This window comes from Neorhizobium puerariae, assembly GCF_042429745.1.
GTDB lineage: Bacteria > Pseudomonadota > Alphaproteobacteria > Rhizobiales > Rhizobiaceae > Neorhizobium > Neorhizobium puerariae.
The window spans coordinates 267104-285733 of the sequence record NZ_JBHMAA010000024.1 but is presented as its reverse complement, the minus strand read 5'-3'; the positions used below and the strand labels follow the sequence as shown (position 1 = coordinate 285733).

Annotated in this window: 14 protein-coding genes; 9 read left to right on the top strand and 5 right to left on the bottom strand. The window is 63.2% G+C overall.

All coding sequences use genetic code 11. The annotated features are described in order from the left end of the window. The first annotated feature begins 176 nt into the window (after nt 1-176). From ACFFP0_RS20965 to ACFFP0_RS20935, 7 genes are all read left to right on the top strand, one after another. Nucleotides 177-716: a cytochrome c-type biogenesis protein gene (locus ACFFP0_RS20965; protein ID WP_377264136.1), complete on the top strand. Its 540-nt coding sequence runs from the start codon at nt 177-179 to the stop codon at nt 714-716. 136 nt (nt 717-852) lie between these two features. Continuing rightward, entirely contained in the window at nt 853-2427 is a 1575-nt protein-coding gene (locus ACFFP0_RS20960) for a Do family serine endopeptidase (protein ID WP_377264135.1), read from the top strand. A 153-nt stretch (nt 2428-2580) separates the two neighbouring features. Then, nucleotides 2581-3258, top strand: coding sequence for a response regulator transcription factor (locus ACFFP0_RS20955; RefSeq protein WP_377264350.1), 678 nt, complete (start codon nt 2581-2583; stop codon nt 3256-3258). A gap of 21 nt (nt 3259-3279) precedes the next feature. Then, complete coding sequence (locus ACFFP0_RS20950) at nt 3280-4671, top strand: sensor histidine kinase (protein ID WP_377264349.1); 1392 nt, start codon at nt 3280-3282, stop codon at nt 4669-4671. Nucleotides 4672-4710: 39 nt separating this feature from the next. After that, a complete protein-coding gene (locus tag ACFFP0_RS20945; RefSeq protein WP_377264134.1) occupies nt 4711-7671 on the top strand; it encodes a bifunctional [glutamine synthetase] adenylyltransferase/[glutamine synthetase]-adenylyl-L-tyrosine phosphorylase in 2961 nt (986 codons plus the stop codon). A 98-nt stretch (nt 7672-7769) separates the two neighbouring features. Further along, the gene (locus ACFFP0_RS20940) at nt 7770-8615 is read left to right on the top strand and encodes a peptidoglycan-binding protein (protein WP_377264133.1); all 846 of its coding nucleotides are present in this window, start codon (nt 7770-7772) and stop codon (nt 8613-8615) included. 46 nt (nt 8616-8661) lie between these two features. After that, nucleotides 8662-9441 carry a hypothetical protein gene (locus ACFFP0_RS20935; RefSeq protein ID WP_377264132.1) on the top strand — a complete coding sequence of 260 codons (780 nt, stop codon included), beginning with the start codon at nt 8662-8664 and terminating at the stop codon, nt 9439-9441. 170 nt (nt 9442-9611) lie between these two features. Here ACFFP0_RS20935 and ACFFP0_RS20930 read toward each other — a convergent pair whose 3' ends face one another. From ACFFP0_RS20930 to ACFFP0_RS20920, 3 genes are all read right to left on the bottom strand, one after another. After that, the gene (locus tag ACFFP0_RS20930) at nt 9612-11960 is read right to left on the bottom strand and encodes a PAS domain-containing sensor histidine kinase (protein ID WP_377264348.1); all 2349 of its coding nucleotides are present in this window, start codon (nt 11958-11960) and stop codon (nt 9612-9614) included. Nucleotides 11961-12176: 216 nt separating this feature from the next. Next, the gene (locus ACFFP0_RS20925; RefSeq protein ID WP_377264131.1) at nt 12177-12497 is read right to left on the bottom strand and encodes a carboxymuconolactone decarboxylase family protein; all 321 of its coding nucleotides are present in this window, start codon (nt 12495-12497) and stop codon (nt 12177-12179) included. 162 nt (nt 12498-12659) lie between these two features. After that, nucleotides 12660-13859 carry an MFS transporter gene (locus ACFFP0_RS20920; RefSeq protein WP_377264130.1) on the bottom strand — a complete coding sequence of 400 codons (1200 nt, stop codon included), beginning with the start codon at nt 13857-13859 and terminating at the stop codon, nt 12660-12662. Nucleotides 13860-13975: 116 nt separating this feature from the next. Between ACFFP0_RS20920 and ACFFP0_RS20915 the strand changes: the two genes are divergently transcribed. Then, nucleotides 13976-14527 carry a TetR/AcrR family transcriptional regulator gene (locus tag ACFFP0_RS20915; RefSeq protein WP_377264129.1) on the top strand — a complete coding sequence of 184 codons (552 nt, stop codon included), beginning with the start codon at nt 13976-13978 and terminating at the stop codon, nt 14525-14527. Nucleotides 14528-14552: 25 nt separating this feature from the next. Here ACFFP0_RS20915 and pepN read toward each other — a convergent pair whose 3' ends face one another. Beyond that, nucleotides 14553-17201: an aminopeptidase N gene (pepN, locus tag ACFFP0_RS20910; protein WP_377264128.1), complete on the bottom strand. Its 2649-nt coding sequence runs from the start codon at nt 17199-17201 to the stop codon at nt 14553-14555. 312 nt (nt 17202-17513) lie between these two features. On the opposite strand from pepN, the gene ACFFP0_RS20905 reads away from it, so the two are divergent. After that, complete coding sequence (locus tag ACFFP0_RS20905; protein WP_377264127.1) at nt 17514-18458, top strand: DMT family transporter; 945 nt, start codon at nt 17514-17516, stop codon at nt 18456-18458. 10 nt (nt 18459-18468) lie between these two features. Here ACFFP0_RS20905 and ACFFP0_RS20900 read toward each other — a convergent pair whose 3' ends face one another. Then, nucleotides 18469-18621, bottom strand: coding sequence for a hypothetical protein (locus ACFFP0_RS20900; RefSeq protein WP_377264126.1), 153 nt, complete (start codon nt 18619-18621; stop codon nt 18469-18471). Nucleotides 18622-18630 lie beyond the last annotated feature (9 nt).

Below are 18630 nucleotides of genomic sequence, written 5' to 3'. Positions count from 1 at the left end.
CCGTGTTCGGGCAGACAGTGTCTTCGTCCTTTGGACCGTCGGGACATTTCCCCGGTGGAGGTCGACAGGTCGCTGCCGGTGCGGCAATCTCCTGCTTCTCCCCAGCGGGGAGAAGTGCCGAGCGAATGCGAGGCGATGAGGGCGCTGCAGGGCACACGCTCGCCCATGGGATATCGATGGCTTCACCCCCCTCATCCGACCCTTCGGGCCACCTTCTCCCCGCCGGGGAGAAGAGGGGAAGGCGCCGGTCTGCCGGCTTATGTCTTCGGTCGCTTTTCCTTCTCCTGATCGTTTTCCTCGTCCCCCTCCCGGCCTTTGCCGTCAACCCCGACGAGATCCTTTCCAATCCCGTCCTCGAACAGCGTGCCCGCAATCTTTCGGCGCAATTGCGCTGCATGGTCTGCCAGAACCAGTCGATCGACGATTCCAACGCCGAGCTTGCCCGCGACCTGCGCGTCCTGGTGCGGGAGCGGCTGACGAACGGCGATACGGACCGGCAGGTGATCGACTACGTCGTCTCGCGCTACGGGGAGTTCGTGCTCCTGAAGCCGCGCTTCGGCGCCAAGACGATGATCCTCTGGGCAATGCCGGTGCTGCTGCTTCTGGCCGGCGGCGTCGCCATTCTCGTTTTCGTCCGCACGCGCCCGAGCCAGAAGGCGGTTGCGGCCCTGACGTCCGAGGAACAGGCGCGCATCGACGAGCTTCTGAAGAAGTAGGGTCGGCCGAACATTACCAATATTTCATTCGGCCGCCACCTGCAGTTAACGTGTTGCCGCCTATATCTTGGTCATCCACCGCCCGCTGGACCTCCAGGCCAGCCTTAATGACTGAAAGAAAAAGGTAGCTCCTAAGATGCGCAATATCGGACGTCCCTCTCTGAAGACCGTCTTGAAGACCACCACGGTTGCTGGTCTTGCGGCGATCATGCTTTCGAGTGGAATCCCGGCTCAGGTCGTGCAGTCCTTCGCGGCTCCGGTCAGCGTCACCGCCCCGCAGGCTCCGAGCTTCGCGGACGTCGTCTCCGCCGTCTCTCCCGCCGTCGTTTCCGTTCGCGTCCAGTCCGACACCCAGGTCGCCTCCGACGACAACAGCAATTTCTCCTTCAATTTCGGCGGTCGCGGTTTCGACCAGCTTCCGGACGACCACCCGCTGAAGCGGTTCTTCCGCGAATTCGGCGGCCCCGATTCCCGTGGTCCCGGCGATCGCGGCCAGGACCGTGCCGAACGCGGCGGCCCGCGTGATCGCGACGGCAACCGTCCGCATCGCCTGCGCCCGACCGCGCAGGGCTCCGGCTTCTTCATTTCCGAGGACGGCTACCTCGTCACCAACAACCACGTCGTTTCCGATGGCGCCGCCTACACGATCGTGCTGAACGACGGGACCGAGCTCGAGGCGAAGCTTGTCGGCAAGGACAGCCGCACCGACCTCGCCGTGTTGAAGGTCGACGCCACCAGCCGCAAGTTCACCTATGTCACCTTTGCGGACGACGCCAAGGTCCGGGTCGGCGACTGGGTCGTTGCCGTCGGCAACCCGTTCGGCCTCGGCGGCACCGTGACCGCCGGTATCGTCTCGGCCCGCGGCCGCGATATCGGTTCCGGCCCCTATGACGACTATATCCAGGTCGATGCGGCCGTGAACCGCGGCAATTCGGGTGGCCCCACCTTCAACCTCTCCGGCGAAGTGGTCGGCATCAATACCGCGATCTTCTCGCCCTCCGGCGGCAATGTCGGCATCGCGTTCGCGATTCCCGCCTCCACCGCCAAGGATGTCGTGGCCGACCTGATGAAGGACGGCAAGGTCGAACGCGGCTGGCTCGGCGTGCAGATCCAGCCGGTGAACCAGGACATCGCCGAATCCCTTGGCCTCAAGGAAGCCTCCGGCGCTCTCGTCGTCGCTCCCCAGGAAGGCTCGCCGGGCCAGAAGGCCGGCATCAAGGAAGGCGACGTGATCACGGCCGTCAACGGCCAGCCGATCAAGGATGCCCGCGACCTGTCGCGCCGGATTGCGGGCCTCGGCCCGAACAACAAGGTCGAGATCGCCCTGTGGCGCGATGGCAAGTCCCAGACCGTCTCGGTCACGCTCGGCAACATGCAGAGCGACGAGGCCGCCGCTGCGGACCCCAAGCAGCCCGACGCCCCGGCTCCGTCCAGCGAGAAGACGCTTGCCGATCTCGGCATCACCGTCTCGCCGGCCGAGGATGGCTCCGGTCTCTCCGTGACCGATGTGGACCCGGATTCGGAGGCTGCCGCGCGTGGCCTGAAGACCGGCGAAAAGATCGTGTCGGTCAACAACCGGAAGGTTGAGAACGCCGCCGACATCGGCAAGGTGATCGAACAGGCCCGCAAGGACGGCCGCACCCGCGCGCTGTTCCAGGTGGAAGGCGGCGGCAACAGCCGCTTCATCGCCCTGCCGATCAACGAAGGCTGATCCTTTTCTGCTGCATTGACCGAGGGGCGCCGCCGGCAACGGCCGGCGCCTCTTGCTTTGAGAGGAAGAAACATGGAGACGAGTGTCCGTTATTCTGCCGAAACCACCGAATCCCATGGTGCAAAAACGGGCGGTGACGCTATTGTTCCGCACATGAAGATTCTGGTGATCGAAGACGATCTTGAGGCGGCCGCCTATATGACCAAGGCCTTTCGCGAGGCGGGAATCGTGGTCGACCATGCGAGCGACGGCGAAAGCGGCCTCTTCATGGGCACGGAAAACTCCTACGATGTCATGGTCATCGACCGCATGCTGCCGCGGCGTGACGGCCTTTCCGTCATCAGCGAGCTCCGCAAGCGCGGCGTCAATACGCCGGTGCTGATCCTTTCCGCCCTCGGCCAGGTGGATGACCGCGTGACCGGCCTGCGTGCCGGCGGCGACGACTACCTGCCGAAGCCCTATGCTTTTTCCGAACTGCTGGCCCGTGTGGAAGTGCTCGGCCGCCGCAAGGGTGCGCCGGAGCAGGACATGGTCTACCGCGTCGGCGACCTGGAACTCGACAGGCTTTCCCACGAAGTGAAGCGGGCCGGCAAGGAAGTGCTGCTGCAGCCGCGCGAATTCCGGCTTCTCGAGTATCTGATGAAAAACGCCGGCCAGGTGGTGACCCGCACCATGCTGCTCGAAAACGTCTGGGACTATCATTTCGACCCGCAGACGAACGTCATCGACGTGCATGTCTCGCGGCTGCGCTCGAAGATCGAAAAGGACTTCGACAAGCCGCTGCTCAAGACCATCCGCGGCGCCGGCTACATGATCAAGGACGAAACCTAATTGCTCGCACGCGCCCGCCTGATGTTCCGCTCGACGGCCGTGCGGTTGTCGGCGCTCTATATCCTCCTTTTTGCGCTTTGTGCCGCCTTCCTGGTTTTCTACGTCACGGCCATGTCCGAGCGGCTGCTTGCGCAGCAGACGCGCCAGACGCTGCAGGAGGAAGTGCAGGATATCGAGCGGGCCTTCGAGCGCGGCGGGGTTAATCTCCTCGTGCGCATGATGGAGCGTCGTGCGCGCCAGCCGGGCGCGAACCTTTACGTGATCGCCGGACCGAATGGTGAGATACTGGCCGGCAACGTGGCATCCGTGCAGCCGGGCGTCCTGGACGAACAGGGCTGGACGGAAGCTCCCTTCACCTACGAACCCTATTCCGAGGTCGATGGCCCGCGGCGCCACCTCGCGGTCGCCAACGTGCTGCGTCTCGACAATGGCCTCAGGGTGATGGTCGGGCGCGATCTCGGCGATCCGGGTCGGTTTCGCGGGATCGTTCGCCGGGCCCTGATGGTGGCGCTGACGATCATGGGGATCGGCGCGCTGGTGATCTGGTTCGGCATCGGCCGCAACGCGCTGAAACGCATCGACCGCATGTCGGCGGCGAGCCAGAAGATCATGGCGGGCGATCTCTCGCAGCGCCTGCCGGTGGGGAAATCGGGTGACGAGTTCGACCGGCTGTCGGATTCGCTGAATGCCATGCTCGGCCGTATCGAGAAGCTGAACGAAGGCCTGCGCCAGGTCTCCGACAACATCGCCCATGATCTGAAGACGCCCCTGACCCGGCTGCGCAACAAGGCGGCCGATGCGCTCGGCGAGGATCGCGAGGATGTGCGCCGTGCCGCGCTGGAAGGCATCATCGCCGAATCCGACCAGCTTATCCGCACGTTCAACGCGCTTCTGATGATCTCACGCGTGGAAGCGGGATCGATCGCGGCCGAAATGTCGGATGTCGATCTTTCGGCGATCTCCGCCGACAGCGCCGAACTTTACGAGCCGGTGGCGGAAGAGGCGGGTCTCTCGCTCACCACGGCGCTCGAGCCGGGGCTGATCGTCCATGGCAACCGCGAGCTTGTCGGCCAGGCGATCTTCAACCTGCTCGACAATGCGATCAAATATGCGGCCGAAGGCAAGGGCGAGGCGAAGGTCGGCGTGAAGCTCGCGAAAAAGGACGGCACGTTGCGGTTGTCCATCTGCGACAACGGTCCCGGCATCCCGCCCGACCGGCGCGACGACGTGCTGAAGCGGTTCGTCCGCCTCGACGAGAGCCGCTCCAAGCCCGGAACGGGCCTTGGCCTTTCGCTGGTCGAGGCGGTGATGGAGCTGCACGGGGGCTCGCTCGAACTTTCCGCCACCCATGAAGGGGACGTCGAAGCGCCCGGCCTCACGGTCACCATGGTCTTTCCCGCGCCGAAGCCCTAATTGGGATAATGGACGAGGGAAAGATTCGAGGAGGCTTCGGTGGCGGACAAGACGAACCGGCTTGATGCGGTGAAGGCGGACGTCATCCGCCCGCTGAACCAGACGGAAACCAAGACCGCCCTGAGCGCGCTGAAGGAGATGGGCAGGAGCGAGCCGTCGGTCGCCGGCCTTCTCGGAAAGGAAAGCCCGCTTAGGGATTTCATCACCGCCGCCTTCACGCTTTCGCCTTTCCTGCGCGACACCGCGGCCGTTTCTCCCGCGCTTCTCGCGACCGCGATCGGCGAGCCTCTGGAGCCGGCCCTGCAAAGGCTGGTCGAGACGGCCAGGAACGCCTGGCGGCCGGAAGGCGGCGGGACGCCGTCCGAAAGCGAGGTGATGACGGCGCTGAGAACCGCGAAGCGTGGCTTGAGCTTCCTTGTCGCGCTTGCCGATCTTGCCCGGATATTCTCCGCCCGGGATACGACCCGCTGGCTGAGCGCCTTTGCCGACGCGTCCGTGGCCGGCGCGATCGATCACCTGCTTCTTGCAGGCCATGAGAGCGGCAAGCTGAGGCTTGCCGATCCGTCCGATCCGGGCCGGGGCTCGGGCCTGATCGTGCTTGGCATGGGCAAGCTCGGCGGCCGTGAGCTGAACTATTCCTCCGACATCGATGTCGTCGTCTTCTTCGATCTCGAAGCGGGCACGCTGGTCGATCCGCTGGACGCGTCGGAAATCTATGCCCGGATGATGCGGCGTCTCATCCGCATCCTGCAGGAGCGCACGGCGGACGGCTATGTCTTCCGCACCGACCTGCGCCTGCGTCCCGATCCCGGCTCAACGCCGCTTGCCGTTTCGCTCGACGCGGCGCTGATATACTACGAGGGCAGGGGACAGAACTGGGAGCGGGCCGCCTTCATCAAGGCGCGGCCCGTCGCGGGCGACATTGCCGCCGGCGAGAATTTCATGCGGTTGCTCACGCCGTTCGTCTTCCGCAAATATCTCGACTACGCCGCGATCGCCGACATCCACTCCATCAAGCGGCAGATCCACGTCCACAAGGGCCATGGCGCGATCGCCGTGAAGGGGCATGACGTGAAGCTCGGCCGTGGCGGCATCCGCGAGATCGAGTTCTTCGCGCAGACGCAGCAGCTGATCGCCGGCGGCCGCATGCCGCCATTGCGCGCCCGGGAGACGGAGACCGCGCTTCGGGCTCTTGCCGAGGCGAAATGGATCACGCCGGAGATCGCCGAGGAACTCACCGGAGCCTACTGGTTCCTGCGAGACGTGGAGCATCGCATCCAGATGGTGCGCGACGAGCAGACCCATAACCTGCCGGAGACCGATACCGAGCTGAAACGCATCGCCTTCATGCTGGGTTTTGCAGATATCACCGGGTTCTCGGCCAGGCTGGAGGAGGTGCTGCGTACGGTCGAAAGGCGCTATGCCCGGCTCTTCGAGCAGGAGGCCAAGCTTTCGGGCGGCGACGGCAACCTCGTCTTCACGGGACAGCAGGACGACCCCGGAACATTGAAGACGCTCGCCGCGCTCGGCTTCACGCGGCCGGCGGACATGTCCCGCATCATCCGTACATGGCATTACGGGCGCTACCGCGCGACCCAATCGGTCGAGGCCCGCGAGCGGCTGACGGAACTCATGCCGGCCCTCCTCAAGGCCTTCGGCGAAAGCCGTCGCGCCGACGAGGCGCTTTTGCGGTTCGATCATTTCCTGAAGGGATTGCCCGCCGGCATCCAGCTCTTTTCGCTGATCGGCAACAATCCGCCTCTGCTGGCGCTCATCGTGACGATCATGTCGTCGGCGCCGCGGCTGGCCGATATCATCGCCTCAAAGCCGCATGTCTTCGACGGCATGCTGGACCCCGGCCTGATGGCCGAAATGCCGACCCGCGACTATCTTTTCCATCGCCTCGCCACCTTCATCGGCGGCGCGAGGGCCTACGAGGAACTGCTGGACCGCCTGCGCATTTTCGCCGCCGAGCAGCGTTTCCTGATCGGCATCCGGCTGTTGACCGGTACGATTTCCGGGGAGCAGGCGGCTCGCGCCTTCACGCATCTCGCCGACCTCCTGATCGAAGCCGCGCTGAAGGCCGTCATCGAGGAGATCGAGCTGGCGCATGGGTCCTATCCCGGCGGGCGTGTTGCGATCATGGGCATGGGCAAGCTCGGAAGCTTCGAGCTCACGGCCGGTTCCGACGTCGATCTCATCCTTCTCTACGACTACGACAGCGAAGCTGCGGAAAGCGAAGGGCCGAAGCCGCTCGATTCGATGCGTTACTTCACCCGGCTGACGCAACGGCTGATCTCCGCCCTTTCCGCGCCGATGGCCGAAGGAGTGATCTTCGAGGTGGACTTGCGCCTCCGGCCCTCCGGCAACAAGGGACCGGTCGCGACCCGCATCAATTCCTTCGGCAAGTATCAGCGGGAAGAGGCCTGGACCTGGGAGCATATGGCGCTGACGCGCGCGCGGCTGGTCTGCGGAGACGAAAGCCTCGCGGAAGAGACGAAGCAGGTGATCGCCGAAGTGCTCTCCGCCAAAAGAGGCGTTGCGAAGATCGCTTCGGATGTCGCCGAGATGCGCAAGCTGATCGAAGCGGAAAAGCCGCCGCGCGACATCTGGGATTTCAAGCTCATCCCCGGCGGATTGATCGATATCGAGTTCATCGCGCAATACCTGCGTCTCGTCGCGCCGGCGAAGGGCATGGTGCCCGACACCTACGGCTGCAGCACAGCCGAAGCCCTGCAGATGCTCGGCGAGACGCTGATGAAGCCGGCCGATCTCGATGTCTGCCTGGAGGCGCTGCGCCTGTTCACCGAGCTTTCCCAGATCATCAGGCTCTGTGTCGACGGCCCGTTCGACCCGCATGATGCACCCGCCGGCCTGCTGGAACGCGTCTGCCGGGCAGGCGATTGCCCCGACATGGGAACGCTGGAAGGAGAGGTCAAGCGGCTGTCCAAAGCAGTGCGGGATGTGTTTCGGACATCCATAGGTAAATTGCAAAAGTAAACTTCTACCAAAAATTTTATCACCGGAAATTGTAATCCCTATTCCATAAACTTTATTTGTGTGTATTCTTCCATAAGTTGTTGATTGGGAGGGGTGCTATGCTGGATAGAGTTTCGAATTCGGCTGCGAACTCGGATTTTCCGGTTGCGGCGGCGGTGCTGGATATTCGCTATCCGGAGAAGGTGATCAAAAGAGGGGAATTCAACTCCCTTCCCGTCAGGCGGATACAGGAGCGCCTGAACGAGACGCTGAAGGCCAATCTGATAGAGGATGGAGACTTCGGTGAAGCTACGGAGAACGCCGTCCGGCTCTTTCAGGCGCGGCATGCGGGGATCGGAGGCGAGGAACTTGAAGTCGACGGAGAAGTCGGCCAGACGACCTGGGCGGCGCTTTTCGGGGCGGAGTCGATATACAACTACGGCGGGTTGCCCGCCCGTGGCGATCTCCGCAGCCTGGTGATCACGATCGCGGCGTCGCAGATCGGCGTCACGGAGCGGCCGATAGGATCGAACCGGGGGCCGCAGGTCGACGAATATATCAGGGCGGCGGGGCTGGACCCCGCGCAGGGCAACTATCCCTGGTGCGTCTGTTTCCTGCAGTGGGATTTCCGCAAGGCGGCCCAGACCCTCGGCACGCCGTTGACCATTCCGAGGACGGCCGGCGTCCATGCGCTTTGGGAACTGGGACAGCGGACGGCGAACGACGTCGTTCGCGCCGGCGCCGCAAAGCCCTCCGCCATCCGGCCGGGAATGATCTTCCTGATGGACACCGGAGGAGGCAAGGGGCACGCCGGACTGGTGGAGGCCGTGGAGGGAGACCGCCTCGTCACCATCGAAGGCAACACCAACGACGGCGGATCACGCGAGGGTTACGGTGTCTTCAGGCGCCGCACCCGCAAGGTCGCGATGCCGGGGCTGCTCGGATATCTGGACTTTTGTTCCTGATGGCCAGGAGGTTCTAGACACTGTCGGGGATGGGGGAAATATAACGATGAGCGAAGAGGTTTCCGGCAGGCAGGCGAATGTGGTCGAAGGCTGGTGGGAGAGGAACTTCAAGAACCATCTCGCGGCGCTGGTATTCGTCTGCTCGTTCGGCGGCGTTTTGCTGACCGCGAGTTGGACCCTCGGTCAGAGCGCCGAAATTGGACGGCAGATATTCAACGTTCTCGCGCCGCTCTTCGGAACCTGGGTCGGAACCATCCTGGCCTTCTATTTCAGCAGGGAGAATTTCAAGGAGGCCAACGACGCGGTCAGCCGGCTTGTCGACAGGGTGACGCCGGAACAGCGCCTGGCCCGGACACCGGTACGCGACGTGATGAAACCACGCGCATCGATCAAGGCGCGCGATTTGAAGGAGGGCGAGGAAGAAGGCAAGATTGCGGTTCGGGAACTGATGAAGCTGGTCGGCGAAGGTTATTCGCGGGTGCTGATATTTACCCCTCGTGGTGTCATCAAATACGTGATCCATGAAAGCACCCTCAATAAGTTCATCGCGGACCGGTCCGCTCCAATCGAGGCGGGCGCACCGCTTCCGGCCCCTCCGCTCGACGCCAGCCTTACGGAATTGCTGGCGCACAGAGCGGGCAGCCAGACGATCGGGGAAATCGCCAGGCGCTTTGTGTTCGTGAAGGAGGAGGCGACGCTTGCCGATGCGCGTGCCGCGATGCTGGCCGTGAAAGGATGCGAGGATGTCTTCGTGACGAAGAGCGGAAAGCAGGATGAGCCGGTTCTCGGCTGGCTGACCAATACGGATATAACCCGCGATCTCTGAGCGGGAAAAGGGGGAGGAGTGAATGCGGCAGGGCGCGTCTGCCCTGCCGCTTTCCTTCAGTTCCGCAAAACCGTTGTCGCCGCCGGGATCAGGGCGATTTCAGGCGCGACCGGCCTGGACCCTGAACCCCGATCCGCATCAAGAACGTCGGAGAGGGGCGCTGGAACCGCTCAGACTTTTCGGCATCCTGCCCTGGCGACCGCCAGGGGGCGGTCCGGAATGTGCAGCGAAACGACCGTGCCTCTGCCGACCTGCGAGCGGATGCGCATCGTGCCGCCATGGAGCGAGACGAGGGAGCGGGAAATGGCGAGCCCCAGCCCCGATCCACCCTTGCTCTTGGCATATTGGCTTTGCACCTGTTCGAAGGGCTGGCCGATCTTGCTGAGCGATTCAGTCGGGATACCGATGCCCGTATCGGCGATGGTCAGCACGACGCTCTTTTCCAGCTTGCGGACGCGCAGTTCGATCTTGCCGCCCTCGTTGGTGAATTTCACCGCATTCGAAAGCAGGTTGAGCATCACCTGTTTCAGTGCCCGGCGGTCGGCGACCATGTTGAGGTTGTCGCACAGGCGCCGGCAGATGGAGATGGTCTTGTCCTGCGCGGCGATCGACGTCAGCCGCAGGCTTTCCTCGATCAGCGGTTTCAGGTCGACCGCTTCGCACTGGATGCGCATATGGCCGGCCTCGATCTTTGACATGTCGAGGATGTCGTTGATGACGTTCAGGAGGTGCTTGCCGCTGTCATGGATATCCTTTGAATATTCCAGGTATTTCGGTGAGCCGAGCGGACCGAACATGCCGTTGACGAGGATTTCCGAGAAACCGAGAATGGCGTTGAGCGGCGTTCTCAGTTCATGGGACATGTTGGCGAGGAATTCGGATTTGGCCTTGTTGGCCGCCTCGGCGCGTTCCTTCTCCGCCTGGTAATTGGCGTTGGCGATCGAAAGCTCCGCTTTCTGCCGCTCCAGCTTCTTCTGCGAGGAGGAGAGGTCGCCGATCGTCGCCATCAGCCTGCGCTCGCTGTCGCGCAGCCGTTCCTGGTGGCGTTTGAGGAGCGTGATGTCGGTTCCGACCGAGACGAGGCCGCCATCGCGGGTGCGGCGTTCGTTGATCTGCAGCCATCGCTCGTCGGCAAGCTGCACCTCGGTGGTGCGGGAAAACCCGCTACCGTCGGGATCGGCGACGCGCCGTTCGATGACCGGCCGTGCCGCCGCCGCATTGACGGCGGCGCGTTCTGTGCCTGGCACCAGCACGCTATCCGGCAGGCCGTAAGCCTGCTGGAAGTGGGTATTGCACATGACCAGCCGGTCGTTCTTGTCCCACAGTACGAAGGCTTCCGAGGTGCATTCGATCGCGTCCGCGAGCCGCTGGTCGGCCTCCGCATAGCGCTGGGCGAGACGGTGCTGCTCGGTCACGTCCATGGCAATGCCGATGACATGCGTGCGGCCTGCCGCCGTCTTCACGATCTGGGCGCGGGCGCGCATCCAAACGTAGTGTCCCGCCGCGTGGCGCATGCGGAAGACCTGGTCCACCTGCTTGGCATTGCCGCGGCCGATGGCGCGGGCCAGCGTATAGATGTTGCCATCGCTCGGATGCATCATCCGCGCGGCATCCGCAAACGAGATGACGTTGCCGGCCGGCGGCAGGCCGAGCATCTCGTACATGGAGCCCGACCAGAAAAGCCGCTTGTTGGCGACGTCGAAATCCCACAATCCGCAGCGTCCGCGCGACAGCGCGGTTTCGATGCGCAGATTGGATTCCACGAAGATGTCGTCGGCCTCGCGGGCGCGTTTGACCTGCATGTAGTAGGCGTAGAGGATGATCAGCAGGATCGCGGAGATGCCGGTGAACAGCGTGACGTTCAGGGACACCTCTCGCCGCCAGAACTGGTTGAGACCGGCAAGCGACTGGGCCGCGACGATGAGGGCGCCCTCCGTGCCGACCGGTTCGATTGCGGCGTAATGGGGAATGTCGCTGAAATAGGTCTCGATGACGCCGTCCCCGTCGCCGAACCGGCGCAGCGCCGCGGTTTCCGGCAGCACGGAGGTGAGGCGCCGGCCGACATAGGCCGCGGCCTCTTCCGAACCGCCGAAGATGCGTCCGGCCTCGTCGGCGAAAAGGACGAAGGCGCCCGTGCCAAGCATTTCCTGCGGCAGGACGGATCGAAGCTTCGCTTCCGCCGCCGTCCGGTCATGGCTGGAGAAGATCGCCGCATCGCCGGAAAGCGCCGTGCTCGCCGCCGCCGCCATCAACGCCGTCGATTGCCGCGCCGCATCTTCCATCCGCCCATGCTCGGCCATGATCCCGAGAATGCGCGAGGCCGCGACGACGGCCAGGAAGGCGATAATGAGAAGGGGAATGGAACGTTTCAGAACAAGCTCCACCCGCGGGATCTGCCGCGAGATGGGTTTGACGGAAAGCCGCGCCTCATCCGGGATGATACGCCCCAAACTCGAGAAGCTCGGAAATTTGAAACGCAACCGTCCCTCGGCCGCGGTTACCCGCTGCACGTCCGACATCGTTTTCATGTAGTCCCTCGTGGTGATTCGAGGCGCCGCTCGCCCGAATCTGACTTAATGAATCATTAGTGATTCTTCGTGTCCAGAGGGTTGCTAATATTTTTTTAACGATTTGATTTCATTGCGAATCGGATGGGCCGCCATCCTGCCCGAAGCGCTTCGGGCGTGCGGCTCGGCATCAGCGAGGCGGCAAATCACCTGCCAAGGGCGAGGCGACTAGCTGTTGTCATAGGCATCGAGCGCGATCGGAAGGGCCTGGATCACGGCATTGCCGACCGCAGGCAGGCCGGTCAGAATGGCGCTGACGATCTCGTCGCGGGTGGCTCCCAGCGATTTGGCATGCGCCACATGGAAGGCCAGGCCGCTTTCGAGCCGAACGGCGGCGAGAATGCCGATATAGACAAGCTCTTCCGTCCTGGCATCCAGCGTCGAGGCGTCTCCGAGTTTCCGCACGGCCTCGAGCCAGGCGCTCTGATGGGCGGGTGCTTCCTTCATGAATGTCTGAAACGCATCGCTGACCCGAGTCATGTCGCTCATGTGAAGCCGCTCCCAACCTAAGAACCGTCCAGATCGGCGGAATTCTCCGCACGCCGGCGAATGATGCCGCAAGATCGGACCTTGCGGCATGACATTCGTCAATGCGGAAAACATTCGACTTCCCGCAGCGGACCATTGAGATCGGCAGCGTTCGACCGTTCTTCAGGCGGCCGGGCTTTCCATGAGGCTGGTGCGGGTGGCGGCGATGGAAATCGCCGCGAGCAGGATGATCACGACGCCGTAGACATAGGCTGTCAGGGACAGGCCGAGCACAGGCGCCGCAAGGCCGGCGATGATCGCGGGAACTGCGAATGCGAGGTAGCTTTCGACCAGGAAAGCGGAGAAGAGCCCGGCCCGCTCATAGCCTTCGGCAAGCGGCAGGACGATCTTCAGGATGTTCGAGAAGATCGATCCGAAGCCGAGACCTGCGGTCGCCGTGCCGAGAAACAGCAGTCCGACCATCTTTTCCTCCACGCCGACAAGCGTGATGGCGACGCCGATCATCAACCCGGTCGTGCCGGTGAAAAGCACCCGCTGCGGCGTGAGCGAGCGGAAGACGAAAACCGACGCGGTGGCGCTCAGCATCAGCGTCGCGACGACCGATCCGCCGACGAAGGGCGAGGTGATGCCCGTCACGACCGCGACCAGCGTCGGCATCAGGGAAAGATAGAAGCCACCGAGCGACCAGCCGGCGACATTTACCGGGGTGACCTTGAGCAGCAGCCCGCGAGCGCGGCGCGGCACGCTGATGCGAGGCCGCATCGCGGCGAGCGCTCCGGGGCGGCCGGCGGCGGTCTCGGGCATGAAGGCGAGCATGACGAGGCCGGCAAGGGTGACGACAAGCAGGATGGCATAGACGAACTGGGTCGGGGCAGGCGCGAAGGCGACGAGCGTGCCGCCGGCCAGCGTGCCGATCATCAGGCCGAGGAAGGCCGTGATGCTGTTGAGGATCGGACCATGCCGCTTGTCGGTGTCGAGGATGGTGGCTCCGAAGGTCGGGAAGGCCACGCCGGTGGCGAAGCCCTGGACGATACGGCCGGCGATCAGCATGGCGCCGGATTCGGCGAGCATGAAGATCGCCAGCGCTGCGGCGTTGAAGACGAGCGCGACGAGGATCATCGGGCGCCGGCCGACATAGTCGGAAAGCCCGCCGAGCGTCAGCAGCGCCGCAAGCAGCGCGAAAGCATAGGAGCCGAAGATCAGCGTGATCATCCCCGGGGAGAGATGGAAAAGCTCCTGGTAGAGGTGGTAGAGCGGCGTCGGCGCGCTGCTGCAGGCTGAAATCAATACGGCGAGGACGAAACTGTAGACCGTCATCCGGAACGCAGACGGAGATGCGGCCGAAGGGAGGATGCTGTTCATGGTTCTCACCTTAACGCAAAATCTTAGCGTTAGCGGGATATAGTTGCACTTCGTCGCTAATGCAATATCTTTGCATTAAGGATTTCAGTTTCGGCAGATGCCGCCAAGGAGAAGAAATGGCCAGGGAGATGTTGCGGCAGGGCGGACGAAGCGCGCGCATCCAGGCCGAGGTGCATCGCACGGTTCAGGAATTGCTGAAGGAGATGGACCGCGGCGAAATCACCGTCCCGATGATCGCCGAGAAGGCGGGGGTGACGCCATCGACCATCTATCGCCGCTGGGGCGACCTTTCGGAACTCCTGGCGGACGTGGCCGTCGCCCGGATGCGGCCGATCGCCGATCCGGAGGATACGGGTGCGATGGCCTCGGATCTCGAAGCTTTCATCCTGCAATATGCGGAGGAAATGTCGTCCAAGGTCGGCCGCGCGATGATGTCGGACATACTTGGAAGCCTGGAAGGCGACGCCCCGGTGAAATGCTGCCAGTATACCTATCATCACCTGGAGACATTGCGGGAGCGCGCGGCGGCGCGCGGCGAGGTGCCGTTCGAGGCGAACGAGGCTATCGACTTCGTCGTGGCGCCGATCGTCTACCATATCCTGTTCGGCGACCGGGAGCCGACGCCCGGCTATTGCCGGGCGCTGGTAAGGCGATTCTTAAAGAGCTAGGGCCGCACGCTGCGGCACCCTGGCCTCATCCTTTCAGCATGCGCTCGACGATGTCGCGTACGTCCGTGGAGAGGGTTTCGGACCGTTCGATCGTCATCAGCGCGGAGCGGGCATGGTCGGCGCGCTGCGGCTCCAGCGAGCGCCAGGAGCGCATCGAGGTGAGGATGCGGGCAGCAAGCTGCGGGTTCCTCGGATCGATCGCAAGGATCTGCTCGGCAAGGAAACGGTAGCCTTCGCCATCCGGATGGTTGAAGCCTGTCGGGTTGGAGAAGGCGAAAGTACCGATCAGGGAGCGGACGCGGTTCGGATTGTTGGCGACGAAACGCGGATTTTCCATCAGCGCCCTGATGCGGGCAAGCGCGCCCGCGCCTGGAATGGTTGCCTGGATCGAGAACCACTTGTCGATGACGAGCGCGTTGCCGTCGAACCGTTTCAGGAACGTGTCCAGCGCGGCGGTGGTTTCCGGCGTGTCCGGGAAGCGGTGCGCGAGGACGGTGAGCGCCTGCGCCAGGTCGGTCATGTTGTCGGCGGTGGCGAAGGCCTCCGCAGCGCGGGCCGGAGTGCCGTCTGCATAGGTCAGGTAGGAAAGCGCGATATTCCTGAGCGACCGCTTGCCGGCACTTGCGGCGTCCGGCGTATAGGGGCCGGCCACCTTCATGCTGTCGAAAAGCGCAAGGAAGGCCTTGGCTCCGGCCTTGGCGACCGCGGACAGGATCGCGTTGCGGCCGGCATGGATCGCATCCGGATCGTTGTTGCCGCCGAGCTCGCGGGCGATATCGGCCTCGCTCGGCAGGGTCAGCACCTGGGCACGGAAGGCAGGTTCCAGCGTTTCGTCGGCGGCCGCTTCGAGAAGGGCCGAGATCAGCGCCGGATCGCAGCCGATTTCCTTGCCGTCGCGGGCATCGCGCGCGGCCTGCATCAGGTTCGGTATGGCGAGATCGGTGAGTGCCTGCCAACGGGCGAAAAGATCCGTGTCGTGGCGGGCGATATGGGCGAGATCCGCCGGCGTCTGGTCCAGATGCAGGTTGATCGGCGCCGAGAAGGAGCGGTTCAGCGACAGCACCGGACGGGAGGAAATGCCGGAGAAGGTGAAGGTCTGCTTGCGCTCGGTCAGGTGCAGCACGTCGCCGGTCACTTCGCCGCCCTTCACCGCCGTCGGCGTCGCAAGCGAACCGTTGTCGAGGATGAGCGCGAAGGAGAGCGGAATATGCATCGGCTCCTTGGCCGTCTGGCCGGGGGTCGCCGGGATCATCTGCTCCAGGGACAGCGTGAATGTTCCGCTCGCCTGCTCATAGCTGCTGGAGACGGTGACGAGTGGCGTACCGGCCTGCTGGTACCAGAGCGAGAACTGCTTGAGATCGCGGCCGCTCGCATCTTCGAAGCATTTGACGAAATCCTCGACCGTCGCGGCCTGGCCGTCATGGCGCTCGAAATAGAGGTCCATGCCCGCCTTGAAATCGGCCTTGCCGAGCAGGGTCGCGATCATGCGGGTGACTTCCGAACCCTTTTCGTAGACGGTCGTCGTGTAGAAGTTGTTGATCTCGCGGTATTTCGTCGGCCGGACCGGATGGGCGAGGGGACCCGCATCCTCCGGGAACTGCTCCGATTTCAGGTGCCGCACCTCGGCGATGCGCTTCACCGGACGGGAGCGCTGGTCCGCCGAGAACTCGTGGTCGCGATAGACCGTCAGGCCTTCCTTGAGGCAGAGCTGGAACCAGTCGCGGCAGGTGATGCGGTTGCCGGTCCAGTTGTGGAAATATTCGTGGGCGATGATCGCCTCGATATTCGCGTAATCCTGGTCGGTCGCGGTTTCCGGGTCGGCCAGCACGTATTTGTCGTTGAAGACGTTGAGGCCCTTGTTCTCCATGGCCCCCATGTTGAAATCGGACACGGCGACGATCATGAAGATGTCGAGGTCGTATTCGCGGCCGAACCGCTCCTCGTCCCATTTCATCGAGCGCTTCAGCGCATCCATGGCATAGGCCGCGCGCGGCTCCTTGCCGTGCTCGACATAGATCTTCAGCTTCACTTCGCGGCCGGACATGGTCGTGAACGTGTCCTCGACCACGCCGAGATCGCCGGCAACCAGCGCGAACAGATAGCTCGGCTTGGGATGCGGGTCGAACCAGGCGGCAAAGTGGCGGCCCTCGTCGTAGTTGCCGCCGCCGAGGAAATTGCCGTTCGACAGGAGATGCGGATTGGCAGCCTTGTCGGCGATGATGGTGATCGTGTAGGGCGCCAGCACATCCGGCCGGTCGGGGAAATAGGTGATGCGGCGGAAACCTTCCGCCTCGCACTGGGTGCAGTAGACGCCGCTGGTGCGGTAGAGCCCCATTAACTGGCTGTTGGCTTCCGGATTGATGAAGGTCGTGACGGTGATTTCGAAGGGTGTCTCGGCGGGCAGGTCGCGGATGACGAGGCTTTCCGGTGTCGCGTCATATTGGCTGGCCGGGATTTCGTTCTGGTCCAGCAGCAGCCCGGACAGCGTCAGCTCGTCGCCATCGAGCACGAGCGGAGCCGAGGGATCGACGCCTTCGCGCCGGTGGAAGATCAGTCGCGCCTCCACCTTCGTATTGGTCGGATCGAGCTCGAAAGTCAGATCGACGCGTTCCAGGACAAAATCGGTAGGGCGGTAGTCTGCCAGATGAATGATCTGGCCCGTGTCTGTTCGCATGTTGCTTCCTGAACCGGCTCTTCGAAAATGGCATCAGGAGCTTGAAATGCTCCTTTTAACTGGCACTCGCCGCTGCCGTGCGGCATACTTGCATGCAATGCTAAACGATTGTTGAAACTTTGGCTAAATTAAACCTCTTTTTGCTTCCGTATATTTCGCGGAAGTTTTCAGAGGGTCACGGATATTGATCGACCTATCATCAGTTTTGATCCCGCTCGCCGCACTTTTCCGTTACTTTGCCGACAAACTGAATCTCCCCGCCATTCCGCCAGGCTCCGTTTTCGATGCGGCCTAAGTTTCAATGAGTTGTTGATGGCCGCCGATGCCCTGAATCCCCTGCGGGGGATCATGTTCAAAGTTTCCTCCGTGGTGGTTTTCGTGATGATGCAGACCTGCATCAAGTCCGCAGGTCCCGATATTCCGGCCGGCCAGATCACCTTCTATCGTTCCGCCTTCGCGCTCGTTCCGATCGTTGCCTATCTGGCCTTCCAGTCGGAATTGCGTGGCGCGTTCCATACCGACAGCCTGTCGGGCCACATAAAGCGCGGCTTTCTCGGCATCCTCTCGATGGTCTGCGGCTTTTATGGCCTCGTGCACCTGCCGATGCCGGATGCGATCGCCATCGGCTATTCCTCGCCGCTGCTCGCGGTCGTCTTCGCGGCGATCTTCCTGAAGGAAACCGTGCGCATCTATCGCTGGACGGCGGTCATGGTCGGCATGGTCGGCGTGGTGATCATCTCATGGCCGAAGCTCACCATGTTCGAGGAGGGCGGCATGGGATCGGAACAGGCGACCGGGGCGGCGGCCGTCATCCTGTCGGCGGTGCTGGCCGGTTTTGCGATGATCCAGACACGGCAGCTCGTGCGCACCGAGAAGACGGCGACCATCGTCCTCTATTTCTCGCTGACGGCGGCACTGTTTTCGCTGGTGAGCCTGCCTTTCGGCTGGGCGACGATGACGGTTTCGGAAAAGCTGTTCCTGATTGCCGCCGGTTTCTGCGGCGGCATCGGGCAGGTGCTCCTGACCGAGAGTTATCGCAATGCGGACGTTTCGACGGTCGCGCCGTTCGAATATACCTCGATCCTGCTCGGGATCGGCATCGCCTATGTCCTGTTCGGGGATGTGCCGACGGTCAGCATGCTTGCGGGAACTGCCATTACTGTTTCGGCGGGGATATTCATCATCTACCGCGAGCATCGGCTCGGGCTGGAAAGAAAGGCGGCGCGCAAGGCTTCGCCGCCGGGCACGGGCGCCTGAAGGCAGCCCGTCAGAGCGGAATCGCCGCGGTTGCGGGATTGACCTTTTCGGCGCTGAGACGGGTAGCGCCCGCACGGCTGAACTCGCGCGAGGCGTTCACTGCCGCGCCGATCTGAAAGAGGTTCTCGCGCAGGGTACGGATCGGATGGAGGATGGCCGTCATGATCGTTCT